We start from the raw sequence: 26,114 nt of genomic DNA, 5'->3' as shown, positions 1-26,114 counted from the left end.
TTCTGCCCTGCCGAATCAGGAGAACCCATGACGCCTCATGCCAAGGCGCCGCTAAGTGCCCTGTTCTGGGCTTTCACCCGCATTGGCCTGCTCGGCTTCGGCGGCGGTCCTGCGATGATCCCCCTGGTTCAGCAGGAAGTGGTCAAGCGGCATGCCTGGCTAACCGATGAGGAGTTCGCCGATATCCTGGCCATCGGCAACACCCTGCCCGGCCCCATCGCCACCAAGCTGCCCGGTTACATCGGGTACCGCGTCGCCGGTTTGGTGGGGTGCCTGATTGCCGTGACAGCCATCGTCCTGCCCATGGTTGTGGCGATGATCGCACTGCTGGGGGTTTTCAGCCGCTACCGGGACGTCGCCTGGATCCGGGGCATGGGGCAGGCAGTCGTTCCGGTGGTGATGGTGATGATGGCGCAGCTCACCTGGGATTTTTTCAGCAAGTCGCGCCTGGTGCTGGGCTGGGTGGCCAGCCTCGCCATGGCGGTGGCGGCGGGTGGGTTGATATACGGCATCGGCCTGCACCCGGGCTGGGTGATCGGCGCGCTGCTGCTGGCTGCCTTGCTGCAGCCACGCCGTTGGCGCCGGGAGGCGACGCCGTGATCTATGCACAGCTGTTTCTCGCCTTCTTCATCCCCAACATCATCGGCTATGGTGGCGGTCCGGCGATCATTCCGCTGATCGAGGCGGAGGTAGTCGGTCGTTACGGCTGGATGAACGCCCAGGAATTCGCCGAAACGCTGGCACTTGGCAACGCCCTGCCGAGCCCCATCGCCACCAAGATGGCCGGCTACGTGGGCTATGACGTGGCCGGCATCGGCGGCGCCCTGGTTGCCGTGCTCGCCACCGTGGTGCCGTCGCTGGTGCTGATGCTGGGCGCACTCGGGTTGTTGTATCGCTATCGCGATTCGCCGCGAGTCAAGCGAATGAGCCAGTGGGTGCGTCCTGTCATCGCCATGATGATGGCTTGGCTGACCTGGAGCTTTTTCAACGAAGGCGTGGACAAATCAGGGCTGCTGCATACGCTGCTGATCGGCGCCGCGGCGGCCATCGCCCTGGTTCGCTTTCGCACGCATCCCGCCTTCGTAGTGCTGGCCGCACTCGTCTACGGCGGGCTGTTTCTCGGCTGATCCGTCACCCCTCTTCTTGCAAGGAGCCTTCCATGCAGCATGACGCGCACTACTATCCCAACCCCTCGCGGCGCATGGCTACCTTCGGCAGCCGCGGCATGGTGGCCACCTCGCAGCCCCTGGGCGCACAGGTCGGCATGCAGATCCTGCAGCGGGGCGGCAACGCCGTGGATGCGGCTATTGCCACCGCCGCGGCGTTGACGATAGTGGAGCCGAGCTCGAACGGCCTGGGCAGCGATGCCTTTGCCATCGTCTGGGTCAACGGCAAGCTACATGGCTTGAATGCCAGCGGCCCGGCACCGCAGGCTGCGACCATCGAGGCGATAAAGACACTGGGCCATGAGCGTATGCCCCAGCACGGCCTGCTGCCGGTTACCGTGCCGGGGGCACCGGCCGCTTGGGCAATGCTTTCCGAGCGCTTCGGCAAGCTGCCCTTCGCCGACCTGCTGGCACCGGCCATCGCACTGGCAGAGGAGGGCTTCCCGGTCTCGCCGGTCGTCAATCAGATGTGGGAAGAGGCCTTCGTCAATTACCGCCGCTACGACGGTGCTGCGTTCCAGCCCTGGTTCGACACCTTCGCCCCGCATGGCCGCGCCCCGCGCGCCGGCGAACGCTGGGCGGCGCCGGACCACGCCCGCACACTGCGCGCCATTGCCGAGACCCATGCCCGGGCTTTCTACGAGGGCGAGCTGGCCGAGCGCATCGACGCCTTCTTCCGCGAGCATGGCGGCCTGCTGCGCCGCGAGGATCTCGCCGCCTTCCAGCCCGAGTGGGTCGACCCGATCAGCACCCGCTACCGCGGCCACGACGTCTGGGAGATTCCGCCGAACGGCAGCGGGCTGATTGCCCTACAGGCACTGGGCATGCTCGAGCGCCTGGGCGAGGAGGGACGCGACCCCATCGAGACCCTGCACCGCCGCATCGAGGCCACCAAGCTGGGTTATGTCGACGGCCTGCGATACGTCACCGAGCGCGACGCCATGGGCCCGAGCGTGGAAGAGTTGCTGGCCGACGACTACCTCCGGACCCGCGCGGGACTGATCGGCGAACGTGCGCTCGATCCACGGCACGGCAATCCCATTGCAGGCGGCACCGTCTACCTCGCCACCGCCGATGGCGAGGGCAACATGGTGTCGTTCATTCAGAGCAACTATATGGGCTTCGGCTCGGGTATCGTGGTGCCGGGTACCGGCATCAGCCTGCAGAACCGCGGCGCGTCGTTCTCGCTGGACCCGGACCATGCCAACGCCCTGGCGCCAGGCAAGCGCACCTACCACACCATCATCCCCGGCTTTATCACCCGCGACGGCGAGGCGGTGGGCCCGTTCGGCGTGATGGGCGGCTTCATGCAGCCACAGGGACACGTCCAGGTGGTCACTGCCATGCTGGATGACCACTTGAACCCCCAGGCGGCGCTCGACCTGCCGCGCTGGAAATGGATGCGGGGCAGGACCGTCGAGGTCGAACCGCACTTCCCCGACCACCTGGCCCAGGCGCTGGCGCGACGTGGCCACTACATCGTCAAGGCCGCCGATCCGATCAGCTTCGGCCGGGGCCAGGTGATCCTGCGCGACCGTGAAAGCGGCGTCCTATGTGGCGGCACCGAGCCGCGCACCGACGGCGCCGTGCTGGCCTGGTAGCAGGCCACGCCCTGCCGAACGCAAGCGGGCCCGGCGGCACTGCCGCCGGGCCCGCTTGCAAGGGCCTGCTGCTTCGCGTTCAGCCGAGGTACTTGATCATCACCCCGGCCGCCACCGCCGAGCCGATGACCCCGGCCACGTTGGGTCCCATGGCGTGCATCAGCAGGAAGTTGTGCGGGTTGGCCTCGAGCCCCACCCTGTTCGAGACCCGGGCCGCCATGGGCACCGCCGAAACGCCGGCCGAGCCGATCAGCGGATTGATCGGCATGTGGCTGACGAGGTTCATCAGCTTGGCCATCAGCACGCCGGCCGCCGTACCGATGCCGAAGGCCACGATGCCGAGCCCCAGGATGCCCAGCGTTTCCACCGCCAAGAAGCTTTCCGCCATCAGCTTGGAACCCACCGAGAGCCCCAGGAAGATGGTGACGATATTGATCAGCGCATTCTGGGCGGTATCCGAGAGGCGCTCGACCACGCCGCACTCGCGCATCAGGTTGCCGAAGCAGAACATGCCCAGCAGCGGCGCGGCATCGGGCAGGAATAGCGCCACCAGCAGCAGCAGCGACACCGGGAAGACGATCTTTTCGAGCTTCGACACCGGACGCAGCTGGGTCATGGCGATCTCGCGCTCCTTCTGCGTGGTCAGCAGGCGCATGATCGGCGGCTGGATCAGCGGCACCAGCGCCATGTAGGCATAGGCGGCCACGGCGATGGCCCCCAGCAGCTCCGGCGCCAGCACGCTCGAGACGTAGATCGAGGTGGGCCCGTCGGCGCCGCCGATGATGCCGATGGCGGCGGCCTGGTTGAGCGAGAAGTCCATCCAGCCGAGCGCCGAGAGCCCCACCGCCCCGAGCAGCGTGGCGAAGATGCCGAACTGCGCCGCCGCCCCCAGGAACAGCGTGCGCGGGTTGGCCAGCAGCGGACCGAAGTCGGTCATCGCTCCCACGCCCATGAAGATCACCAGCGGCGCGATGCCGGAGGCGATCGCCACGCTGTAGAACTGGTACAGCATGCCGTGGCTGTAGCCGGCGTCCATCGCCACGTCGTTGGCGGCACGGTAGGCCTGGGGCGTCAGGTCGGCGTGCAGCGCCGCACTGACGGCGTGCCGCCAGGCCTCGGGGGAAGCGCCGCTGGCCAGGTCGACACCGAGCACCGCCGCCAGCTGCTCCAGCACGCCGGGGCGGGCGAGGTGGGCGGCCTGCTCGGCCGCCGACAGCGCCAGCCCCGCCTCGGGGATGTTGGCGAGTATGCCACCGAAGCCGATCGGCACCAGCAGCAGCGGCTCGAATTTCTTGTAGATGGCGAGATAGAGCAGCACCAGGCCCATGACGATCATGACCGCCTGGCCCAGCGTCAGGTTGTAGAGGCCGGAACCCTCCCACAGGGTCAATAGCTTGTCCATTGGCAGACCCTTACAGCACGATCAGCGTATCGCCGACGGCGACGCTGTCGCCCTCGCCGACCTTGACCTCGGAGACGGTTCCGGCACTCGACGCGCGCACCTCGGTTTCCATCTTCATGGCCTCGAGGATGATCACCACGTCGCCCTCCTTGACGGTATCGCCCGGGCGCACGTTGACCTTGAAGATATTGCCGGCCAGCGGGGCGGTGATGGCCTCCCCCGTCGAGGGGGCCGACCCTTCGTCGTGCGAGACCTGTGGCGTCTCTCGGTTCGAGTGTGTCGCGCTGCCGCCCTGGACCTGGGTGATCTCCCCCCCCTCGGCGACCTCGACCACGTACTGCTTGCCGTTGACCTTGACCGTATAGGTCTCGGGGCCGGAAGGTGCCGTGGCCTGGGGGGCCGGCGCCTGGGCCTCGGCCTTAGCCGGCACCTTGGCGCCGGTCTCATCCTTGCCCGGCGCCTGGGGCGCCGGCTCGAAGGCATCGGGATTGTCGCGGTTCTTGAGAAACTTGAGCCCGATCTGCGGGAACAGCGCATAGGTCAGTACGTCGTCGACCTCGCGCTCGCCTTCCGCCAGACGAATACCCTCGTCACTCGCCTTCTCCCGGAGCTCGGCGGAGAGGCGCGCCATCTCGGGCTCGAGCAGGTCGGCAGGACGGCAGGTGATCGGTTCGCCACCCTCGAGCACGCGATCCTGCAGCGCCTTGTCGAAGGGTGCCGGGGCGGCACCGTACTCACCCTTCAGCAACGCCTGGACCTCCTTGGAGATCGATTTGTAGCGCTCCCCCATCATCACGTTCATGACCGCCTGGGTGCCGACGATCTGCGAGGTGGGCGTGACCAGCGGGATATAGCCCAGGTCCTCGCGTACGCGGGGAATCTCGGTCAGCACGTCATCGAGCTTGTCGCCGGCGCCCTGCTCCTTGAGCTGGCCTTCCATGTTGGTGAGCATGCCGCCCGGCACCTGGGCGATCAGGATGCGCGAGTCGATACCCCGCAACGACCCCTCGAAGGCGGCGTACTTCTTGCGCACCTCGCGGAAGTAGCCGGCGATATCCTCGAGCAGCTCGAGATCGAGGTTGGTGTCGCGGTCGGTGCCCTTGAGGATGGCCACCACCGATTCGGTCGGGCTGTGACCGTAGGTCATCGACATGGAGGAAATGGCCGTGTCGACGTTGTCGATGCCGGCCTCCACCGCCTTGACGATGGTCGCGGTGGAGAGGCCGGTCGTGGCGTGACAGTGAAGCTGGATCGGGATCGACAGCCGCTTCTTCAGCCGCGTGACCAGCTCATAGGCGTCGTAGGGCGCGAGCAGGCCGGCCATGTCCTTGATTGCCAGCGAGTCGGCGCCCATGTCGGCGATGGTTTCGGCAAGCTCCACCCAGCTGTCGAGCGTGTGCACCGGGCTTACGGTATAGGAGATGGTGCCTTGGGCGTGCCCATCCACGTCACGCACGGCCTTGATGGCCCGCTCCAGGTTGCGTGGGTCGTTCATGGCGTCGAAGACACGGAACACGTCGACGCCATTGGTCTTGGCACGCTCGACGAAGCGATCGACGACATCGTCGGCGTAGTGACGATAGCCCAGCAGGTTCTGGCCGCGCAGCAGCATCTGCTGCGGTGTGTTGGGCATGGCCTCCTTCAACGCCCGTATCCGCTCCCACGGATCCTCGCCGAGATAGCGGATACAGGCGTCGAAGGTGGCGCCGCCCCAGGACTCGAGCGACCAGAAGCCGACCCGATCGAGCTTCTCGGCGATCGGCAGCATGTCGTCGAGCCGCATGCGGGTGGCAAACAGTGACTGGTGGGCGTCGCGCAGAACGACGTCGGTAATGCCCAGCGGGCGTTTGGTCTCACTCATGACGATGACCCCGTGGATGGCATGTTATGTAGTAGTATGGGCAAGCGTTGCCGCGCCGATCAGCGACGTTGTCGGCGGCGGTAGCGATGTACGGCGGCGCTGATGACGGCCATCAACTCGGCGTCACCCGCCTGGTCAGAGGATGTCGAGGTCGGCACGGGGGCCGGGGGAACGGGAGATGGGGCCAGGCGACGCACCACGGCCGACATCAGGGTCGTGATCAGCACGAGGATCGTAAGAAAAACAAAAACGAAGCCCATACCTACGCCCATCAGGGCCAAGCCGTCAAGTAGCAGCTGCTCGTCCTGCATGTTCACCCTCCCCGATCCTTCGCGACTTGCTTACGAACTGCCGCCAACATGTCGCCAAGCGTAAAAAGTTGGCCCTATAAACTGCCCACACTATGGAGATAATGCAAGCGCCCTATGGTGGAAGCCAGCGTTGTTAATTTACTACAAGGCAGGATAGGCCTCGCCCCAATGGAGGGCGTGATCGATGCCCATACCCGCGATCTGCTTACCCGGCGACCCGGCTTCGATTGGACAGTGACGGAATTCGTCCGTGTCGTCGACGCCCGGCTCCCGCCACGCGTCTTTCTCCGCCACTGCCCCGAGCTGGACAGGTGTGTGACGACGCCCTCGGGCGTCCCGGTAGCACTGCAGCTGCTCGGCAGCGATCCGCCAGCGCTGGCTGCCAACGCCCTGCAGGCGCTGCGGCTCGGGGCTCGCGAGATCGACCTCAACTTCGGTTGCCCGGCCAAGCTCGTCAATCGCCACGATGGCGGCGCCTCGCTGCTGCGCGACCCGCGCCGCGTGCACGCCGCCGTGGTTGCTGTCTACGAGGCCGTGGGCAGCGAGATACCGGTCACGGCCAAGATCCGCCTCGGCTTTTCCCACCGCCGCCTGGCGCTGGACTGCGCCCAGGCAGCCGAGGCAGGCGGCGCCTCACGGCTGGTCGTACATGGCCGAACCCGCGACGAGGGCTATCGCCCTCCGGCCCACTGGGAGTGGATCGGCCGCATCCGCCGTCACCTGCGCATCCCGGTCGTTGCCAACGGCGACATCTGGAGCCTCGAGGACTACTGGAGGGCACGCACCCTGTCCGGCTGCCGCGACGTCATGCTGGGTCGCGGCGCGCTGGCAGACCCATGGCTGGCTCACCGCATTCGCCACTGGCTGGAAACCGGCGAGCAACTTCCCGCCACGCCCTGGCGGGAGCGCGCCGCCATCCTGATCGAGTTTGCTGCATTGCAGCGTACCACACTTCCCGAGCGCGTTGTCACCTCGCTCGTTAAGCAGTGGCTCAACCATATGCGTCATCGAGATGCCGAAGCCGCCCTGCGCTTTCAGGCGCTCAAGCGCATCACCGACCTCGATGCACTGCTGGCCGGCCTCTCTCCAGCGCCCTCACGCCAGCGACACCTGCCGCTCGCGCCCGCCTGACGGCCCCGCATGCCCCGTGGCAAAGCGCAGCGGACCAGAGGGAAGGAGGTAAAAAAAAGGTGCCCATCGCATTGCGAGGGCACCCAAACGATCGCGCGGCCGGCAACAATCCATGAATCCATGCCGGTTTCGCTAGTCGAGACACACGCTCCCACGCCGAGCGAAGAGAGCCTGCAAACAGAAGACCCGCCCTCTAGCGAGGACGGGTCGAAATCTGGCGCGCCCGGGAGGATTCGAACCTCCGACCACCTGATTCGTAGTCAGGTACTCTATCCAGCTGAGCTACGGGCGCTGACACAAGATAATAAATCTTGCTGATACCGATGCCTTCGTTTCGAATACGCCTTGAAATCCAACACGCCAGACCATGACAAAACAGTGCAAATGGTCACACTCGTCATGTTCGTGGCGCGCCCGGGAGGATTCGAACCTCCGACCACCTGATTCGTAGTCAGGTACTCTATCCAGCTGAGCTACGGGCGCATCATCACGCGTCGAACTACATCTCGCTTCGTGCTTAGGCAACATGTCGCATGGCGGAGAGGGAGGGATTCGAACCCTCGATGGGGCTATAAACCCCATACTCCCTTAGCAGGGGAGCGCCTTCAGCCACTCGGCCACCTCTCCCTCAACGACACGGCGCATATCCTATCGCCCCTGCGCCCCTTTGTCCAGCATATTCAGCTATTTGTTTCTCGGCACCGAAACCCGGCGCAGGGTCGGGCAACCGACTATGCGGAGCCGCCAGCGCCCCCTTCGTCGGATTTCTCGCGCTGAATGCGCTGGTAGATCTCTTCACGATGTACGGCGACATCCTTGGGTGCATTGACGCCAATGCGAACCTGGTTGCCCTTGACACCAAGGACGGTCACGGTGATGTCATCACCGATCATCAGCGTTTCTCCGACACGACGGGTCAGGATGAGCATGACTGATCTCCTTCTCAGACGACTTGCAACGGGATGCGCGTCGATCCCATCGACGCGAAGCTGCTGCTTCTATTATGTAACACTTTGTCTACTGTGCACTACCACCAACGCCACCATGCATCTTGGTAACGTTGAAGGGAAGCCGTACCGATTTCCGTCACAGTAGGCTTCCCGATGCAGCAACTCTTCCCCCAGCGTAGAAGAGGAGTCGCACTCGGTCGTCTGTAGCCTGTTAATTTTCTTGTAACTTCCCTATTCGCTTTCGATAGCGGTCTTATCCAGACCGAAAGCAGTGTGAAGGGAACGAACAGCGAGTTCCATCTGCTTCTCGTCGATAACGACCGATATTTTGATTTCCGAGGTGGAAACCATGCGAATATTGATGTTTTCGTCGGCCAGCACGCGGAACATCTTGGATGCCACGCCCGCATGAGAACGCATGCCGACGCCAACCAGCGAGACCTTGGCGATGTTGTCGTCGCCGTTGACTTCGCCACCCCCCAGGTCGGGAATCACCTGCTCCTCGAGGATCTTGAGCGTCTTCTTGTAGTCGCCCTTGGCCACGGTGAAGGTAAAGTCGGTGTAGTCGCCGGCCGGGGCCACGTTCTGCACGATCATGTCCACTTCGATATTGGCATCGGCGATCGGCCCGAGGATGCGCGAGGCCACGCCGGGCACGTCCGGGGTGTTGAGCAAGGTCAGCTTGGCCTCGTTGGCGGTGAAGGCGATACCTGAGATCAGCGGTTCTTCCATGGAGTCCTCGTCTTGGTCGGATTCAGCAACGATCAGGGTGCCGGGGCCGTCCTGGAAACTGGACAGCACGCGCAGCGGGACATTGTACTTGCCGGCAAACTCCACCGAGCGGATCTGCAGCACCTTGGAGCCCAGGCTCGCCAGCTCGAGCATCTCCTCGACGGTGATGGTGTCGAGGCGCTGCGCCTTGGAGCACACCCGCGGGTCGGTGGTGTAGACGCCGTCGACGTCGGTGTAGATCTGGCACTCGTCGGCGCCCAGCGCAGCGGCAAGCGCCACCCCGGTGGTGTCGGAACCGCCGCGACCGAGCGTGGTGATGTTGCCCTCCTCGTCGACGCCCTGGAAGCCGGCCACCACGACTACCTTGCCTTCGTCCAGGTCCTCGCGCATCTCGTCGGTTTCGATACGCTGGATTCGCGCCTTGGTGTGGGCACTGTCAGTGAGAATTCCCACCTGGGAGCCGGTATAGGAGGTGGCCGGCACGCCCAGCTTGTGCAGGGCCAGGGCCAGCAGCGAGATGGTCACCTGCTCGCCAGTCGAAACCAGCATGTCCATCTCGCGCGGCGTGGGCTCGTCGTTGATCTCATTGGCCATGCCGATCAGGCGGTTGGTCTCGCCGCTCATGGCGGAAACCACCACCACGACCTGATGGCCGTCATCGCGGAAGCCCTTGACCTTCTCGGCCACGGCCTTGATGCGCTCCACGGAGCCCACCGAGGTGCCGCCGAATTTCTGTACATAAAATGCCATCTACGCTTTTCCCTCGCTTGTCGGGCGTTGTACGCCCGGATGAGTGAAAGTCCTCAAAGTCGAAGGGCCGGGACACTACGGTCGCCGGCCCTGAAGACACTACGCGAGCTGCTGCTCGACCCAGGCGGGAACGCTTTCCAGCGCCCCCGGCAAGGCCGCTACGTCGCTGCCACCGGCCTGTGCCATGTCGGCACGCCCGCCGCCCTTGCCGCCGACCTGGGAGGCCACGTGGTTGACCAGCTCGCCGGCCTTGACCCTGCCGGTCAGGTCATCGGTGACGCCGGCGATCAGGCTCACCTTGCCGGCGCCCTCGTCGGCCACGCCCAGCACCACGATGCCAGAGCCCAGCTTGTTCTTGAGCTGGTCGAGCACCCCGCGCAACTCCTTGCCGGAGACACCTTCGAGCCGGGTGGAGAGCACCTTGACGCCGCCGATCTCGCGGGCCTGGCTCAGCATATCGCTGCCGGCGGCGCTGGCCAGCTTGGCCTTGAGACGCTCGAGCTCCTTTTCCAGGCTGCGGTTGCGCTCGACCAGTGACTCGACCCGCTCCTCGACCTGCTCCGGCTTGGCCTTGAGGCGCTCGCCAATGCGTACCAGGCGCGCTTCCTGCTCGCGGAAATGGGCCAGCGCCCCCTCGCCCGTGATTGCCTCGATGCGGCGCACGCCCGACGCGATGCCCTGCTCGGCGACGATATGGAAGCAACCGATATCCCCACTGCGGGCCACGTGGGTACCGCCGCACAGCTCGATGGAGAAGTCGTCGGCACCGATGGTCAGGACGCGCACGCTGTCGGCGTACTTGGCCTCGAACAGCGCCGCCGCCCCCTTGGCCTTGGCTTGGTCGAGGGTCATCTGCTCGATACGCGTCGGCGCGTTGGCCAGTATCTGCTCGTTGACCAGGCGTTCGACCTCGATGAGCTGATCGGGCGTCATCGGCTCGAAATGGCTGAAATCGAAGCGCAACCGTTCGGCGGTGACCAGCGAGCCCTTCTGCTGCACGTGATCGCCCAGCACCAGGCGCAGCGCCTTGTGCATCAGGTGGGTTGCGGAGTGATTGCGCACCGTGGCGGCACGCAGCCCGGCGTCGACCTCGGGACGCACCTCGGCGCCCACACGCAGGCTGCCCTCGATCAGCACCCCATGGTGCAGGTGGTGCCCGCCCTGCTTCTGGGTATCGGTCACCTGGAAGCGGCCACCCTCGACATGCAGGTAGCCGGTATCGCCCACCTGGCCGCCGGATTCCCCATAGAACGGCGTGCGATCGAGCACCACGATGCCGCGCTGTTCGGGTTCGAGCGCTGCCAGGGCGTTGCCTTCGCCGTCGACGATAGCGGTGACGGTGGCATGATCCTCGAGCCGGTCGTAGCCGGTGAAGGCGGTCTCGCCCTCGAGCTCAAGTGCCGCGCCGTAGTCGGCGCCGAATTGGCTGGCGGCACGAGCGCGCTCGCGCTGGGCCTCGAGTTCGCGTTCGAAGCCGGCTTCGTCCAACGTCACGCCGCGCTCGCGGCAGACGTCGGCGGTCAGATCATAGGGGAAACCGTAGGTGTCATAGAGCTTGAACACCGTCTCGCCCGGCAGCACGTCGCCTTCGAGGTCGGCCAGTGCCGCTTCGAGCAGGCTCATGCCGTGCTCGAGAGTGCGTGCGAACTGCTCCTCCTCCTTGAGCAGGATGCGCTCGATCTGGCTGCGCGCCTCTCGCAGCTCGGGATAGGCCCCGCCCATCTCGGCGTCGAGCGCCGCCACCAGCCGGTGAAAGAACGGTTCGCCGGCGCCCAGCTTGTGCCCGTGACGAATGGCACGCCGAATGATCCGGCGCAGCACGTAGCCGCGTCCCTCGTTGGAGGGCAGCACGCCATCGGCAATGAGGAACGCGCAGGAGCGGATATGGTCGGCGATCACGCGCAGCGAGGGCGTCGTGGTGTCGTCGTGCCCGGTGGCCGCGGCCGCCGCTTCGAGCAGGTTCTGGAACAGGTCGATCTCGTAGTTGGAGTGCACGCCCTGCAGTACGGCCGCCACACGCTCGAGGCCCATGCCGGTGTCGATGGAGGGCTTGGGCAGGGGGTTCAGGTTGCCCGCCGCATCGCGATCGAACTGCATGAACACCAGGTTCCAGATCTCGATGTAGCGATCGCCGTCCTCCTCGGGGCTGCCGGGAGGACCGCCCCACACCTCGGGGCCATGATCGAAGAAGATCTCGGAGCTGGGGCCGCAGGGACCGGTATCGCCCATCTGCCAGAAATTGTCCTCGTCGAGCTTGGAGAAACGCGCCGGGTCGACGCCGATCTCCTCCTTCCAGATCCTCTCCGCCTCGTCATCGCTGACATGCACCGTGACCCACAGCTTTTCGGCCGGCAGTCCCAGGCGCTGGGTCAGGAATTCCCAGGCGAAGCGAATGGCGTCGCGCTTGAAGTAATCGCCGAAGCTGAAGTTGCCCAGCATCTCGAAGAAGGTGTGGTGGCGTGCGGTGTAGCCGACGTTGTCCAAGTCGTTGTGCTTGCCGCCGGCGCGCACGCAGCGCTGGGCCGAGGTGGCGCGGACATAGGGGCGCGGGTCACGGCCGAGGAAGACGTCCTTGAACGGCACCATGCCGGCGTTGGTGAACAGCAGCGTCGGGTCGTTGCCCGGCACCAGGGAGCTCGACGGCACGATGGTGTGGCCGTGCTCTTCGAAGTAACTCAGAAAGGCCTGTCTGATGTCTGCGCTTTTCATGGCATATCCGTGGCGATGAGCGTGGTCACCCGACGGCAGGCGTACTCGACCGTATTTCGCGTGGCCGAATTCGCACGCCTTGGCGTGTCAGGAGCGCCACCAGGGGCGTTCGCAAAGGGATGCATTATAGCGCAGTTGTCAAGCGACTAAAGGGGAGGCGCTCATGCCGGTCTCATTCAGGTGAGCCGAGACACTCCAGCGCATGGCGGACCTGCTCGAAATCGAACCCCCGGGAAGCCAGGAAGCGCTCGCGTCGGGCCCGCTCTCGAGGGGAGTCGTGGGAGTGAGAGAAGCGCCGCGCGAGCGCGTCGGCGGCGAGTTCGAACCAGTCGATTCCGCCTTCTCGTTCGGCCTCGGCAAGCACCGCAGCGATCAGCGCTCGCTCGACCCCGCGCCGCTCGAGCTCGGCGCGCACCTTGAGCGGCCCCTGGCCCCTCAGCACGCGGGAACGCAGGAAGCTCTCGGCAAAACGGGCATCGGACTGCAGCCCCTCGGCGCCCAGTTCATCGAGGCAGGCGGCGATCGTCTCGGCGGAGTGCCCGCGCGCGCCGAGCCGCTGTACCAGCTCGGCGCGGGAGTATTCGCGTCGGGCCAGCAGGCGGATGGCGTCGTCCCGCGGGGACGACGCACGCTCGGGGGCAGGCTGGGCGGGCATGGCTTAAAGCAGGTCGTCCTCACGCTCGGCATCGGCTGCCATAGGCTCCGCGGCCTCCTCCTCCTTGGGTGCGACCGTCGCCAGGAGCTGACCGCGGATCTGGCTCTCGATCTCCTCCATCACCGCCGGGTTGTCCTCGAGGAACTGGGCGGCATTGGCCTTGCCCTGGCCGATCTTGTTGCCCTTGTAGCTGTACCAGGCCCCGGCCTTGTCGATCAAGTTGCACTGCACGCCCAGGTCGACCACCTCGCCGGCATGGTAGATACCCTTTCCGTAGAGGATCTGGAATTCGGCCTGGCGGAACGGCGGAGCCACCTTGTTCTTCACCACCTTGACCCGGGTCTCGTTGCCGGTGACCTCGTCGCCCTGCTTCACCGAACCGGTGCGGCGAATGTCCAGGCGCACGCTGGCGTAGAACTTGAGCGCGTTGCCGCCGGTGGTGGTCTCGGGGCTGCCGAACATGACGCCGATCTTCATGCGGATCTGGTTGATGAACACCACCATGCAGTTGGCGTTCTTGATGTGGCCGGTGATCTTGCGCAGCGCCTGCGACATCAGGCGCGCCTGCAGGCCGACGTGAGAGTCGCCCATCTCGCCCTCGATCTCGGCACGTGGCGTCAGCGCCGCCACCGAGTCGATGATGATCACGTCGACACCGCCTGAGCGAACCAGCATGTCGCAGATCTCGAGCGCCTGCTCGCCGGTGTCCGGCTGCGAGACCAGCAGGTCGTCGAGGTTGACGCCGAGCTTCTCGGCATAGCTGGGATCGAGGGCGTGCTCGGCATCGATGAAGGCGCAGGTCTTGCCCTGGCGCTGGGCCTGGGCGATTACCGAGAGCGTCAGGGTGGTCTTGCCCGAGGACTCCGGCCCGAAGATCTCCACCACGCGGCCATAGGGCAGGCCTCCGATGCCCAGGGCGATGTCGAGCCCCAGCGAGCCAGTGGAGACCGACGGCATGACCACCCGTGGCGTATCGCCCAGGCGCATCACGGTACCCTTGCCGAACTGGCGTTCGATCTGGGAAAGGGCGGCATTCAATGCCTTGGAGCGGTTTTCATCCTGTGCCATGAGGCTCTCCTCGCAGAACTCGCAGACGCTTGAGGTCGAAATGAATGGCGGGCTGCCGACGGGGAGCTCGCCTGGACACTGTATGGTTGGCCAGTAGTATGGCGAAAAAAACGCCCCGCGCCTAGCCTCTTGCCCACTTATGGGTTCTCTTCGTTTTCCAGATGGCGTATCAGCCCGACCACGGCCTCGCGCACCGCTCGCTCACGCACCGCACGCCGATCACCGGGAAACTGGAAGCGCTCGGCCCGTTGGCGCGCCTCGCTACCCCAGGCCAGCCATACGGTGCCCACCGGCTTCTCCGGCGTGCCGCCATCTGGCCCGGCCACGCCGCTGATCGCCACGCCGAGCCTGGCCCCGCTGTCACGGCAGGCGCCTGCCACCATCGCCTCCACCACTTCGCGGCTCACTGCGCCGTGCTGGGCGATCAATGCCTCCGGCACGCCCAGCAGGCGCGCCTTGGCCGCATTGGAGTAGGTCACGTAGCCGGTCTCGAAGTAATCCGAGCTGCCCGCCACCGAGGTAATGGCGCTGGCCACGCCACCGCCGGTACACGATTCGGCTGCGGTCACGCTGATGCCGTGCTCGCGGCAGCGTCGCCCGAGCCGTTCGGCGAGCGTGGTGAGGTCGAGGTTGGCCAGGCTGGAAGCACTGTGGGGCATGGTATCGCTCCTTGTTCGAGAGGACCGGCGGCGGACGCCGGCCGCTTGTGCTGCGACTGCCTGCTACCATAGCGCATCCGTCCGCCGGCATCAGGCAACGCCGCAAACGGCCAGCGTGTGCGGTGCACCCTCAGGGCCGCATGGTCTGGTGCTGTGCCAGCTGGCCGGCGGCGCCGGATGCCAGGGGCACCTCGTCGAGAAACTCGAGCGAGCGCACCGGCATGGCGAACTTGATGTCGCGCTGGCGAAATTGATTGCCTGCTGGATATCCATGTAGAGGTTGAAATCCGAGCTGAGCACGTAATAGACGATCTCGTATTTCAGCGCATAGTCGTCGAAGAAACGCAGGTGGGCCCGGTCGAAGCGGGTATTCTCCACCGACTCGATGACCTGCCGGATCAATTCCGGCACCTCGCGCACCTTCTCCAGCGGCGTACGAAAGGAGAGCGCCAGGCTGAACACCACGCGCCGCTCGTTCATGCGGTTGTAGTTGTGAATGGTCTGCTGCAGCAGGCGAGTATTGGAGATCAGGACCTGCTCGCCGCTCAAGCTGCGTATGCGGGTCGTCTTGAGCCCGATGTACTCGATCGTGCCGGCAATGTCGCCGAAGACGATGAAATGGCCGACCTTGAACGGTTTGTCGATGCCGATGGACGCCGAGGCGAACAGGTCACCGAGCAGCGTCTGTACCGCTAGCGCGATGGCGATACCGCCGATCCCCAGGCTGGCCACGAAGGCGGTGATGTTCACGCCCAGGTTGGCCAGGATGGAGAGCAGGACCACGGCCCAGAGACCGATACGGAACATCAACACGACCATCGTGACGGTCAGTTGGTTGTCACGGCCGGCATCCGATTGCAGCGTGTCCTCCTTCCACAGGTCGAGTGCGGCGTCGACCCACAGGCCGAACTGGAACGCCAGCACCAGGAACCAGATATGGCTGACGCGCTGTTCCCAGACGGGCCCCAGCTCCACCACGAACAGGGCCACCTGCAGCGCCAAGGCGGCGAGCAGGAACCGACTGGTATGCTCGGCGATATGCGCGGCATAGTGGCGCCAATGCCCCCGGCCACGGTTCGACCAGTCGGCAATGCGGCCCACGGCCAGACGCAGCAGCAGGCGCAGCACGATATAGCTGGCGATGGATATTCCCAGCAGCAGCGTCATGGTTACCAGGGTCGGCTGGTTCAGCCAGCCCCCCAGGTCTTGCCAGAACTCCGTCTCCATAAACGCCTCCCTTCATCATTGACGCCAGTCATTATGGTCAATCCGACATGCCGTGACCGAGGGATTTGTTACGGCGTGTCGGCCACCAGCGGCCCATGGTAACCTTGCCCCACTGATGCCCCACGAATCCGACGAACCTGCCGAGAACGCATGAACGACGCGGTCAAGACGGCCATGCCGGCCCATACCCCGATGATGGCTCAATACCTGAAGATCAAGCGCGAACACCCCGACGTGCTGCTCTTCTATCGCATGGGCGATTTCTATGAGCTGTTCTTCGACGACGCCAAGCGTGCCGCCGCGCTGCTCGACATCACGCTGACCCAGCGCGGCCAATCCGCCGGCAAGCCGATCCCCATGGCCGGCGTGCCCTACCACAGCGCCGAGGGCTACCTGGCGCGCCTGGTCAAGGCCGGCGAGTCGGTGGCGATCTGCGAGCAGATCGGCGACCCGGCCACGAGCAAGGGGCCGGTGGAGCGCCGCGTGGTGCGCATCGTCACGCCGGGCACGCTCCACGACGAGGCGCTGCTCGACGCCCGCCGCGACAACCTGCTGGTCGCCGTGCACCCGGCCGGCAACTGCTGGGGCATCGCCTGGCTGGAACTCTCCAGCGGTCGCTTCAGCGTGCTCGAGGTGGAGGGCGAAGGCGATATGCTCGCCGAGCTGCAACGCCTCGATCCGGCCGAGCTGCTCGTTCCCGAGAGCCTGTCGCTGCCCCCCACCCTGGAAGGCCGCCAGGGCCTGCGTCGCCAGAGCGACTGGCTGTTCGACCTCGAGTCCGCCACTCGCCTGCTGTGCGACCAGTTTCAGGTCCAGGACCTGCGCGGTTTCGGCTGCGCCCATCTCGAGGCTGCCCTCACCGCCGCCGGGGTGCTGATGGAGTACACCCGCGACACCCAGCGTTCGCGGTTGCCCCACGTCACCGCCGTGGGCGTGGAGAGCCGCGACGAGGCCGTGGTCATCGACGCCTCGAGTCGCCGCAACCTGGAGCTCGATACCAACCTCGGCGGCGGCGGCGACAACACCTTGGCCAGCGTACTCGACACCACCGCTACCGCCATGGGCTCGCGGCTGCTGAAGCGCTGGCTCAACCGCCCGCTGCGCGACCGTGCCCAGGTGCAGGGGCGCCAGGCGGCAGTCGCCCTGCTGCTCGAGCAGGAGGGCTTCGTCGCCCTGCGCGAATTGCTCAAGGCGATCGGCGACATCGAGCGCATCCTGGCCCGGGTGGCGCTCTACAGCGCACGACCGCGCGATCTTGCTCGCCTGCGCGACGCCCTGCTGGCCCTGCCGGCGCTCGAGCGCGAGCTTGCACGCTACAGCGAAGGAACGGTGCTGGACGAACTGTCACACCATATCCGTCCCTATCCGGCACTTGCCGACATGCTGGACCGCGGGCTGGTCGACAACCCGCCGGTGGTGATCCGCGACGGCGGCGTGATTCGTGAAGGCTTCGACGCCGAGCTCGACGACTACCGGGGGTTGGCCGAGCACGCCGGGGACTACCTGATACAGCTCGAAGTCCGCGAGCGCGAGCGCACCGGACTGGCCGGGCTCAAGGTGGGCTACAACCGCGTGCATGGCTATTACATCGAGATTCCCCGCGCCCAGGCCCGCGAGGCACCGGTCGACTACGTGCGACGCCAGACGCTGAAGAACGCCGAGCGCTTCATCATTCCCGAGCTCAAGGAGTTCGAGGACAAGGCGTTGTCGGCCAAGTCCCGCGCCCTGGCCCGCGAGAAGCTGCTCTACGATGGGTTGCTCGATTCGCTCAATGCCGAGCTGACAGCGCTGCAGGGCAGCGGCCGGGCGCTGGCGGCACTGGACGTGCTGACGACCTTCGCCGAGCGCGCCCAGACGCTACATTTCTCGCGCCCGCGACTGGCCGAATCGCCCGGCATCGAGATTCGCGGCGGCCGCCATCCCGTGGTGGAACACGTCAGCGAAATGCCTTTCGTGCCCAACGATTTGTTCCTCGACGACAGCCGTCGCATGCTGGTCATCACCGGCCCCAACATGGGCGGCAAGTCGACCTTCATGCGCCAGGCCGCCCTGATCGTCCTGCTCGCCCACACCGGCAGCTTCGTGCCCGCTGACGAGGCCTGTATCGGCCCGGTGGATCGCATTTTCACTCGCATCGGTTCTTCGGACGACCTGGCCGGCGGCCGCTCCACTTTCATGGTGGAGATGACCGAGACCGCGAATATTTTGCACAACGCCACCGACCACAGCCTGGTGCTGATGGACGAGATCGGTCGCGGCACCAGCACCTTCGACGGCCTGTCGCTGGCCTGGGCCAGCGCCGAGCACCTGACCCGCACAAGGGCATTCACGCTGTTCGCCACGCATTATTTCGAGATGACCGCGCTGGCCGACCAGGCCGAGGGCGTGGCCAACGTCCACCTCACCGCCGCCGAGCACCGTGACGGCATCGTTTTCATGCATCGCGTGGAGGAGGGACCCGCCAGCCAGAGCTATGGTCTGCAGGTGGCACAGCTGGCCGGCGTACCGCAGTCCGTCATCGCCAGGGCGCGCGACAAGTTGTCTCAGCTGGAGCAGCAGGAGATCGATCAGAGCAGCCGTGGCGGAACGCAGCCACCAGGCGATGCCAAGCCGCTGCAGAGCGACCTGTTCGCCAGCGCGCCGCATCCATTGCTGGATGCCCTGGCTGACTTGAACCCCGATGAGTTGACGCCGCGCCAAGCCCTCGAGCTCATCTACCACTGGCAGGAACGACTCTAGGCTTCGTGCGGCTTGCCCAGGTCTTTAGGCATGTCTAGAATGAAGCGTTCAACGAATTCATTCTTATAAGAAGAAATTTTTTTATAACTGTCAGGCTTAAGGCTGATACCGAACATCACCCACCGGGCCCCGCACGACCCGGCTGCGAGGAGGGAGACAGGCAATGACCTTTGTCGTCACCGAAAACTGCATCAAGTGCAAGTACACCGACTGCGTCGAGGTCTGCCCGGTGGACTGCTTCTATGAAGGCCCCAACTTCCTGGTAATCCATCCGGACGAGTGCATCGACTGCGCCCTGTGCGAGCCGGAATGCCCCGCCGAAGCGATATTCTCGGAAGACGAGTTGCCTGAAGGGCAGGAGGAATTCATTGCGCTCAACGCGGAGCTGTCCGAAGTCTGGCCCAACATTGCCGAGAAGAAAGACCCGCCAGCCGATGCCGAGGAGTGGGACGGCAAGCCCGGCAAGCTGCAGTACCTGGAGCGCTAGGCGCTAGCCCCGCCTGCGATTTGCCCTTCACGCGCCGGAGGCCAATGAGCCGCCGGCACGGCCTGAGCGCCTCTTGCGATCCTTCAGCCCAAGGCGAGAGAGCCCACAGACTTGGCGATACGCCGGGCAAAAAAAAGGCGGCCTCACAGGCCGCCCGGCTCCCAGCATTTCCTTGGGCGGTTCCTTCCGCCCTCTCTCCTGAGGCAGCTTCCCTGCCCGGAGGCGACTTCCTGTCACACCGGGCGTGCCACTGAATCAAGCATCCCGTTGCATCCTGCTGGAGAGCCTCCCGCTCTACCTTGTCCCACGTGTATTCTGGCATTTTCCCCAAACGGCGCAAGCGCACCCCAGGCAGACTTCCGGCCCGCCCAAGGCTGAAAGAAGGAAAACAGAATCCCTATAAAACAATGAGGTAATAAAAAACCGACACGCAAGGCATCGGTTTATTTCGGCCATATCAGGCTTTTTTCGTCGCCTCTTTGTAGGCGATTTCCTACAAATTTGTCAGCGATATCGACGCCCGAGTGGACAATAGCCGGTCCGGCTCACTGGCCCTTGATCGCGGAGAGCCCGGGATAGCTGACGCGCTCGCCGAGCTGCTCTTCGATCACCAGCAGACGGTTGTACTTGGCCACCCGGTCGGAGCGGCACAGTGAACCGGTCTTGATCTGGCCGGCTGATGTGCCCACGGCGAGGTCGGCGATAGTGGTGTCCTCGGTTTCGCCGCTGCGGTGGGAGATGACCGCGGTGAAACCGGCGTCCTGGGCCATGCGGATTGCATCCAGCGTCTCCGAGAGCGAACCGATCTGATTGAACTTGATCAGAATGGAGTTGCCGATTTTCTCGTCGACACCGCGCTTCAGAATACGCGTATTGGTCACAAACAGATCGTCGCCGACCAGCTGCACCTTGTCGCCAAGCTTGTCGGTCAACGCCTTCCAGCCGTCCCAGTCGGATTCGTCCATGCCGTCCTCGATGGAGACGATGGGGTACTGCTCGCACAGCTCGGCCAGGTAGTCGACGAAACCGGCCGCATCGTAGGACTTGCCCTCGCCGGAGAGCCGGTATTGGCCGTCCTGGTAGAACTCCGAGGAGGCGCAGTCGAGCGCTAGCGTCACGTCGCGACCGAGTTCGTAGCCGGCATCGCTGACGGCCTGCTTGATCACGGCGAGCGCCTCGGCGTTGGATTCCAGGTTGGGGGCGAAACCACCCTCGTCGCCCACGGCGGTGGCCAGCCCACGCGCCGACAGCACTTTCTTCAGCGCATGGAAGATCTCGGCGCCGACGCGCAGGGCCTCACGGAAATTCGGTGCGCCGACCGGCTGGATCATGAACTCCTGGATGTCGACGTTGTTGTCGGCGTGCTCGCCCCCATTGAGGATGTTCATCATCGGGACCGGCATGCTGTACTGGCCCGGCTGGCCGTAGAGCTCGGCGATATGAGCATAAAGCGGCACGCCCTTGGCGTTGGCGGCGGCCTTGGCCGCTGCCAGCGACACGGCGAGAATGGCGTTGGCGCCAAGATTGGCCTTGTTGTCGCTGCCGTCGAGTTCGAGCATGGCGTTGTCGAGGCCGCACTGATCGCGAGCATCCATGCCGACGAGACGCTCCCGAATGCTGCCGTTGACCGCTTCCACTGCCTTCAGCACGCCCTTGCCCAGGTAGCGCGACTTGTCGCCGTCGCGCAGCTCCAGCGCCTCGCGGGAGCCGGTGGACGCACCGCTCGGGGCGCAGGCCACACCCACCGCTCCGCTTTCGAGGCGCACTTCGGCCTGCACGGTGGGATTGCCGCGGGAGTCGAGCACCTCGAAGGCGTGGATTTCGACAATCTTGGTCATCTCTTTCGTCCTTTCATTCTGTCAGCGTTGATTGAGTCGATGTCGATGGGGAACCGCTTTTTCTCTCTCGGCTAATGGGCCGCCTCGGTATACGGCCTTTATTCGATGGTCAGTGCCGGGAAGCCCTTGACCAGCTCATCGAGTGTCTTGAGCTGGGCCAGGAACGGCTCGAGCCGATCCAACGGCAGCGCGCAGGGCCCGTCGCACAGGGCGCTGTCCGGGTCCGGATGCGCCTCGAGAAAGAGCCCGGCCAGCCCCACGGCGACACCCGCGCGCGCCAGCTCGGCCACTTGCTGGCGGCGCCCGCCGGCACTGTCGGCCCGCCCGCCCGGTCGCTGCAGGGAGTGGGTGACGTCGAAGAACACGGGGCATCCGGTCTGCTTCATGTCGCCGAAACCGAGCATGTCGACCACCAGGTTATTGTATCCGAAGCTGGATCCGCGCTCGCAAAGCAGCACGCGGTCATTGCCGGCCTCCTCGCATTTGCGAATGATGTGGCGCATCTCATGAGGCGCCAGGAACTGCGGCTTCTTGATATTGATCACCGCGCCGGTCCTGGCCATGGCCACCACCAGATCGGTCTGGCGCGCCAGGAAGGCAGGCAACTGGATGATATCGGCCACCTCGGCCACGGGCTCGGCCTGCCACGGCTCGTGCACATCGGTGATGACCGGCACGCCGAAGCGCGATTTCACCTCGGCGAGTATCGCGAGCCCTTTCTCCAGGCCGGGCCCCCGGAAGGAGTGGATCGAGCTGCGGTTGGCCTTGTCGAAGCTCGCCTTGTACACGTAGGGCATGCCGAGCCGGCGGGTGACGTCGGCATAGGTTTCGGCAACCTCAAGGGCCAGCTCGCGGGATTCCAGCACGTTCATGCCGCCAAGCAGCATCAGCGGCAAAGAATTGCCGGCGGTAAGGCCGGCAATGGAGACATGACGTTCGGGTGTAGACGGGGCCTTGTCGGACATTGTCTCACTCCTGATGCGTGGACTGCGCTCGGGTGCGCGCCACCTTTTGCTCCAGCGCCGCGTTGACGAAGCCGGTGAACAGCGGATGGCCATCACGCGGGGTGGAGGTGAATTCGGGGTGGAACTGGCAGGCCACGAACCAGGGGTGGTCGGGCAGCTCGATCATTTCCACCAGGGAATTGTCGACGCTCTTGCCGGAAACCACCAGGCCGGCCTGTTCAAGCGCATCGACGAACTGGTTGTTGACCTCGAAGCGGTGCCGATGGCGCTCGACGATTTCGTCGCTGCCGTAGGCCTCGCGTGCCCTGGTGCCCGGCTCGAGATGGCAGACCTGGCCGCCCAGGCGCATGGTACCGCCCAGGTCCGAGGCTTCATCACGCAACTCGATCTTACCCTCGGCGTTGATCCATTCGGTGATCAGGCCCACCACCGGATGCTGGGTGTCGTGAGTGAACTCGGTGGAATTGGCGTCTTCCCAGCCGGCCACATGGCGGGCGAACTCGATCACCGCGACTTGCATGCCGAGGCAGATGCCAAGGTAGGGGATGCCATTCTCGCGCGCGTAGCGGGCGGTCTCGATCTTGCCCTCGACACCGCGCTCGCCGAAACCACCGGGCACCAGGATCGCATCCTTGCCGGCCAGGCGCTCGGTGCCCTGGCGCTCGATGATCTCGGAGTCGATATAGTCGACGTTGACCTTCACCCGGGTCTGGATGCCGGCGTGGATCAGCGCCTCGTTGAGCGACTTGTAGGCGTCGAGCAGCTCCATGTACTTGCCGACCATGGCGATGTTGATCGACTTCAACGGATTGAGCTTGGCATCGAGCACGTGGATCCACTCGGCGAGGTCGGCCTCGTCGGCCTCCAGGCGCAGCTTGTCGCAGACGATCTCGTCGAGGCCGTGCTCATGCAGCATCAGCGGAATGCGGTAGATGGTATCGGCATCCTGCAGCGGGATGACCGCGCGCTCCTCGACGTTGGTGAACAGCGCGATCTTGCGCCGCTCGGTCTCCTCCAGCTCGACCTCGCTTCTGCAGATCAAGATGTCGGGCTGGATGCCGATCGAACGCAGTTCCTTGACGCTGTGCTGGGTCGGCTTGGTCTTGGTCTCGCCGGCGGTCTTGATATACGGCACCAGGGTCAGGTGCATGAAGATCGCCCGGCTCGCGCCCAGCTCGCTGCGGATCTGGCGGATCGACTCGAGGAACGGCAGCGACTCAATGTCGCCCACGGTGCCGCCGATCTCCACCAGGGCCACGTCGAAGCCCTCCCCGCCGGCATAGACGCGGCGCTTGATCTCGTCGGTGATGTGCGGAATCACCTGCACCGTGCCGCCCAGGTAGTCGCCGCGCCGCTCGCGGCGCAGCACGTGCTCGTAGACGCGGCCGGTGGTGAAGTTGTTGCCCTGGGTCATCTTGGTGCGGATGAAACGCTCGTAGTGACCCAGGTCGAGATCGGTCTCGGCGCCATCTTCAGTGACGAACACCTCGCCGTGCTGGAAGGGGCTCATGGTGCCCGGATCCACGTTGATGTAGGGATCGAGCTTGAGCATGGTGACCTTGAGGCCACGCGCCTCGAGTATCGCCGCCAGCGAAGCCGACGCGATGCCCTTGCCAAGTGAGGACACAACGCCGCCGGTCACGAAGATATATCGTGTCATGGAGAACCTGTCGAAACGTGATCGTGAGGCTTGGCAGAAAGCCGCGCCAGGATGGGACGACAGCGTAGCAGATTACGACCAATGGCTCAATTTCGCTGCCTGCCGCCCTGTCACGACCACCAGCGCGCGGTCTCGCCCCCCAGCGGGTCGTAGGGTGGCTGCGAGACCTGGGCGATGCGCGCCACCGCCGCATCATGCGCCTCCGGATCGGCGCCGATCAGGTCGAGTTCGGGTTGATCCTCGGGGTAGGCCGCCAGCAGCAGGAAATCGTCGCTGGCCGCCAGGTGGCAATGGCCGGTGCCCGCCGGCAGCACCAGGGCATCGCCGGTGCGCAACTCGACGTCGTCGCCCCGCTCGCCGCCCAGGCGCAGCCTGCCCCAGCCCGAGAGCACGCCGAAGGCCTCGTGGGCAATGGAGTGGTAATGGTGGTAGTCGTAGACCCCGCCGCGCCAGCTCGGCCGCCAGCCGTGGGCATGGAACAACCGCTCGAAGCGTTCGGCGATGGCCTCACGGTCGAGTACCGGATTCACGCCACGCGAGCGAAAGGCCAGCGTCGCCAGTGGCGAGTTGGGAATACATCCATCATCGGCGAAGTGCAGCTGCTCGGGTGCCACCGGCTCACCCTGGCCATCGGCAAGCCCCAGATCCCGTCGCGTCTCGTCCATGATCGCTCCTCATCGGAATGTGACCCGTCCTTAACTTTCAAAGATTCTAGGCAAGGAAACCGCCAGACGTAAACGCCCCGGCCATGGCCGGGGCGAATCGCGTCGCATGCGGCGTCAGACGCGCAGGTAGTCGAGGATGCCTTCGGCGGCCTGGCGGCCTTCGAACACGGCGGTGACCACCAGGTCGGAGCCGCGCACCATGTCGCCACCGGCAAAGATCTTCTCGTGGGTGGTCTGGAAGGCGTAGGTGCCATGTTCGGGCGCCAGCACACGGTCACGTTCGTCGAGCTCGATACCGAGCTGGTCGAACCACGGCGCCGGGCTCGGCTGGAAGCCGAAGGCGATGACCACGGCGTCGGCCGGGAGGATCTCCTCGGAGCCCGGCACCACCTCGGGGCGCTGGCGCCCGTTCTCGTCGGGCTCGCCCAGTCGCGTGCGCACGACCTTCACGCCCTCGACCTTGCCTTCGCCGACTACCGCCACCGGCTGGCGATTGAACAGGAACTCCACGCCCTCCTCACGGGCATTGGCCACCTCGCGCTTGGAGCCCGGCATGTTCTCCTCGTCGCGGCGGTAGGCGCAGGTCACCGTGGCGGCTCCCTGGCGAATCGCGGTGCGGTTGCAGTCCATGGCGGTATCGCCGCCGCCCAGCACCACCACCTTCTTGCCTTCCAGCGAGACGTAGTCGGCCGGCTCCTTCTCGAAGCCGAGGCAATGGTTGACGTTGGCGATCAGGTAGTCGAGCGCCTTGTGCACGCCGGGCAGGTCCTCGCCGGGGAAGCCGCCGGCCATGTACTTGTAGGTCCCCATGCCCATGAATACCGCATCGTACTCCTCGAGCAGCGTGTCGATGGTCACATCCTTGCCGATCTCGGTATTGAGGCGGAACTCGATGCCCATCTCCTCGAATACCGCGCGGCGACGCTCCATCACCGTCTTGTCGAGCTTGAACTCGGGGATGCCGAAGGTCAGCAGACCGCCGATCTCGGGGTAGCGATCGAATACCACCGGGCGTACGCCGTTGCGCACCAGGATATCGGCACAGCCGAGGCCCGCCGGGCCGGCGCCGATCACCGCGACTCGCTTGTCGGTCCATGTCACCTGGGACATGTCGGGACGCCAGCCCATGGCGAAGGCGGTGTCGGTGATGTACTTCTCCACCGAGCCGATGGTCACCGCACCAAAGCCGTCATTGAGGGTACAGGCGCCTTCGCAAAGGCGATCCTGCGGGCACACCCGGCCGCACACCTCGGGCAGCGAGTTGGTCTTGTGCGACAGCTCGGCGGCTTCGAGGATGTTGCCCTCAGCCACCAGCTGCAGCCAGTTGGGAATGTAGTTGTGCACCGGGCACTTCCACTCGCAGTACGGATTGCCGCAGTGAAGGCATCGGTGCGACTGGCTGGCCGCCTCCTGCGGCTTGAACGGCTCGTAGATTTCGGCGAACTCGCGCGAACGCGTACGAGCGTCCTTCTTCTGCGGGTCCTGGCGACCCACGTCGATAAACTGGAAATCGTTTTTGGTCAAACGGTTGGCCATAT

21 protein-coding genes and 3 tRNA genes are annotated in these 26,114 nt (G+C 65.1%); 6 read left to right on the top strand and 18 right to left on the bottom strand.

Translation table 11 applies throughout. From position 1 onward, the window contains the following. Positions 1-27 precede the first annotated feature (27 nt). The 3 genes from ACOJCM_RS07850 to ACOJCM_RS07840 are packed head-to-tail and all read left to right on the top strand — an operon-like array spanning position 28 to position 2,767. The gene (locus ACOJCM_RS07850) at positions 28-600 is read left to right on the top strand and encodes a chromate transporter (RefSeq protein WP_445211505.1); all 573 of its coding nucleotides are present in this window, start codon (positions 28-30) and stop codon (positions 598-600) included. Beyond that, positions 597-1,127: a chromate transporter gene (locus tag ACOJCM_RS07845; protein ID WP_445211504.1), complete on the top strand. Its 531-nt coding sequence runs from the start codon at positions 597-599 to the stop codon at positions 1,125-1,127. The genes ACOJCM_RS07850 and ACOJCM_RS07845 overlap by 4 nt, the downstream gene beginning before the upstream one ends. A gap of 32 nt (positions 1,128-1,159) precedes the next feature. Beyond that, a complete protein-coding gene (locus tag ACOJCM_RS07840; protein WP_445211503.1) occupies positions 1,160-2,767 on the top strand; it encodes a gamma-glutamyltransferase family protein in 1,608 nt (535 codons plus the stop codon). Positions 2,768-2,846: 79 nt separating this feature from the next. On the opposite strand, the gene ACOJCM_RS07835 is transcribed toward ACOJCM_RS07840, so the two are convergent. From ACOJCM_RS07835 to ACOJCM_RS07825, 3 genes are read right to left on the bottom strand one after another with little or no spacing between them, the layout of a single operon-like run. Continuing rightward, positions 2,847-4,169 carry a sodium ion-translocating decarboxylase subunit beta gene (locus ACOJCM_RS07835; protein ID WP_445211502.1) on the bottom strand — a complete coding sequence of 441 codons (1,323 nt, stop codon included), beginning with the start codon at positions 4,167-4,169 and terminating at the stop codon, positions 2,847-2,849. 10 nt (positions 4,170-4,179) lie between these two features. Further along, the gene (gene oadA, locus ACOJCM_RS07830) at positions 4,180-6,030 is read right to left on the bottom strand and encodes a sodium-extruding oxaloacetate decarboxylase subunit alpha (RefSeq protein WP_445211501.1); all 1,851 of its coding nucleotides are present in this window, start codon (positions 6,028-6,030) and stop codon (positions 4,180-4,182) included. A 59-nt stretch (positions 6,031-6,089) separates the two neighbouring features. Beyond that, complete coding sequence (locus ACOJCM_RS07825; protein ID WP_445211500.1) at positions 6,090-6,341, bottom strand: OadG family protein; 252 nt, start codon at positions 6,339-6,341, stop codon at positions 6,090-6,092. A 168-nt stretch (positions 6,342-6,509) separates the two neighbouring features. Between ACOJCM_RS07825 and ACOJCM_RS07820 the strand changes: the two genes are divergently transcribed. After that, the gene (locus ACOJCM_RS07820; RefSeq protein WP_445211499.1) at positions 6,510-7,472 is read left to right on the top strand and encodes a tRNA dihydrouridine synthase; all 963 of its coding nucleotides are present in this window, start codon (positions 6,510-6,512) and stop codon (positions 7,470-7,472) included. A gap of 215 nt (positions 7,473-7,687) precedes the next feature. Here ACOJCM_RS07820 and ACOJCM_RS07815 read toward each other — a convergent pair. The 10 genes from ACOJCM_RS07815 to ACOJCM_RS07770 all read right to left on the bottom strand — a co-directional run bounded on the left by ACOJCM_RS07815 (position 7,688) and on the right by ACOJCM_RS07770 (position 16,222). After that, positions 7,688-7,764, bottom strand: a tRNA-Arg gene (locus tag ACOJCM_RS07815). Positions 7,765-7,878: 114 nt separating this feature from the next. Next, positions 7,879-7,955 (bottom strand) — tRNA-Arg (locus ACOJCM_RS07810). A 51-nt stretch (positions 7,956-8,006) separates the two neighbouring features. Further along, a tRNA-Ser gene (locus tag ACOJCM_RS07805) sits at positions 8,007-8,099 on the bottom strand. A 104-nt stretch (positions 8,100-8,203) separates the two neighbouring features. Continuing rightward, a complete protein-coding gene (gene csrA / locus ACOJCM_RS07800) occupies positions 8,204-8,401 on the bottom strand; it encodes a carbon storage regulator CsrA (RefSeq protein WP_445211498.1) in 198 nt (65 codons plus the stop codon). Positions 8,402-8,653: 252 nt separating this feature from the next. Then, entirely contained in the window at positions 8,654-9,904 is a 1,251-nt protein-coding gene (locus ACOJCM_RS07795; protein ID WP_445211497.1) for an aspartate kinase, read from the bottom strand. A 99-nt stretch (positions 9,905-10,003) separates the two neighbouring features. Then, positions 10,004-12,613: an alanine--tRNA ligase gene (alaS, locus tag ACOJCM_RS07790; protein WP_445211496.1), complete on the bottom strand. Its 2,610-nt coding sequence runs from the start codon at positions 12,611-12,613 to the stop codon at positions 10,004-10,006. Positions 12,614-12,785: 172 nt separating this feature from the next. Beyond that, complete coding sequence (locus ACOJCM_RS07785) at positions 12,786-13,268, bottom strand: regulatory protein RecX (protein ID WP_445211495.1); 483 nt, start codon at positions 13,266-13,268, stop codon at positions 12,786-12,788. Positions 13,269-13,271: 3 nt separating this feature from the next. After that, complete coding sequence (recA, locus tag ACOJCM_RS07780) at positions 13,272-14,336, bottom strand: recombinase RecA (RefSeq protein ID WP_445211494.1); 1,065 nt, start codon at positions 14,334-14,336, stop codon at positions 13,272-13,274. Between the two features lie 137 nt (positions 14,337-14,473). After that, positions 14,474-14,995 carry a CinA family protein gene (locus tag ACOJCM_RS07775; RefSeq protein ID WP_445211493.1) on the bottom strand — a complete coding sequence of 174 codons (522 nt, stop codon included), beginning with the start codon at positions 14,993-14,995 and terminating at the stop codon, positions 14,474-14,476. Positions 14,996-15,085: 90 nt separating this feature from the next. After that, the gene (locus tag ACOJCM_RS07770; protein ID WP_445211492.1) at positions 15,086-16,222 is read right to left on the bottom strand and encodes a mechanosensitive ion channel family protein; all 1,137 of its coding nucleotides are present in this window, start codon (positions 16,220-16,222) and stop codon (positions 15,086-15,088) included. A gap of 150 nt (positions 16,223-16,372) precedes the next feature. Here ACOJCM_RS07770 and mutS point away from each other — a divergent pair, with 150 nt between their 5' ends. Further along, on the top strand, positions 16,373-18,961 hold the full coding sequence (mutS, locus tag ACOJCM_RS07765) for a DNA mismatch repair protein MutS (protein ID WP_445211491.1): 2,589 nt from the start codon (positions 16,373-16,375) through the stop codon (positions 18,959-18,961). A gap of 163 nt (positions 18,962-19,124) precedes the next feature. Next, on the top strand, positions 19,125-19,448 hold the full coding sequence (fdxA, locus tag ACOJCM_RS07760; RefSeq protein WP_010630102.1) for a ferredoxin FdxA: 324 nt from the start codon (positions 19,125-19,127) through the stop codon (positions 19,446-19,448). Positions 19,449-19,993: 545 nt separating this feature from the next. Here fdxA and eno read toward each other — a convergent pair. The 5 genes from eno to ACOJCM_RS07735 form a co-directional block, all read right to left on the bottom strand. Beyond that, positions 19,994-21,286 (bottom strand): phosphopyruvate hydratase, encoded by a 1,293-nt coding sequence (gene eno / locus ACOJCM_RS07755; protein WP_445211490.1) that lies wholly within the window; start codon positions 21,284-21,286, stop codon positions 19,994-19,996. Between the two features lie 98 nt (positions 21,287-21,384). Continuing rightward, positions 21,385-22,251, bottom strand: coding sequence for a 3-deoxy-8-phosphooctulonate synthase (gene kdsA / locus ACOJCM_RS07750; protein ID WP_445211489.1), 867 nt, complete (start codon positions 22,249-22,251; stop codon positions 21,385-21,387). Positions 22,252-22,255: 4 nt separating this feature from the next. Then, a complete protein-coding gene (locus ACOJCM_RS07745) occupies positions 22,256-23,911 on the bottom strand; it encodes a CTP synthase (RefSeq protein ID WP_445211488.1) in 1,656 nt (551 codons plus the stop codon). Positions 23,912-24,021: 110 nt separating this feature from the next. After that, a complete protein-coding gene (locus tag ACOJCM_RS07740) occupies positions 24,022-24,576 on the bottom strand; it encodes a cupin domain-containing protein (RefSeq protein WP_445211487.1) in 555 nt (184 codons plus the stop codon). A 114-nt stretch (positions 24,577-24,690) separates the two neighbouring features. Continuing rightward, entirely contained in the window at positions 24,691-26,112 is a 1,422-nt protein-coding gene (locus ACOJCM_RS07735) for an FAD-dependent oxidoreductase (RefSeq protein ID WP_445211486.1), read from the bottom strand. Positions 26,113-26,114 lie beyond the last annotated feature (2 nt).

Source organism: Billgrantia hypersalina (genome assembly GCF_052584175.1).
This window is presented reverse-complemented; position numbering and strand designations above follow the sequence as displayed.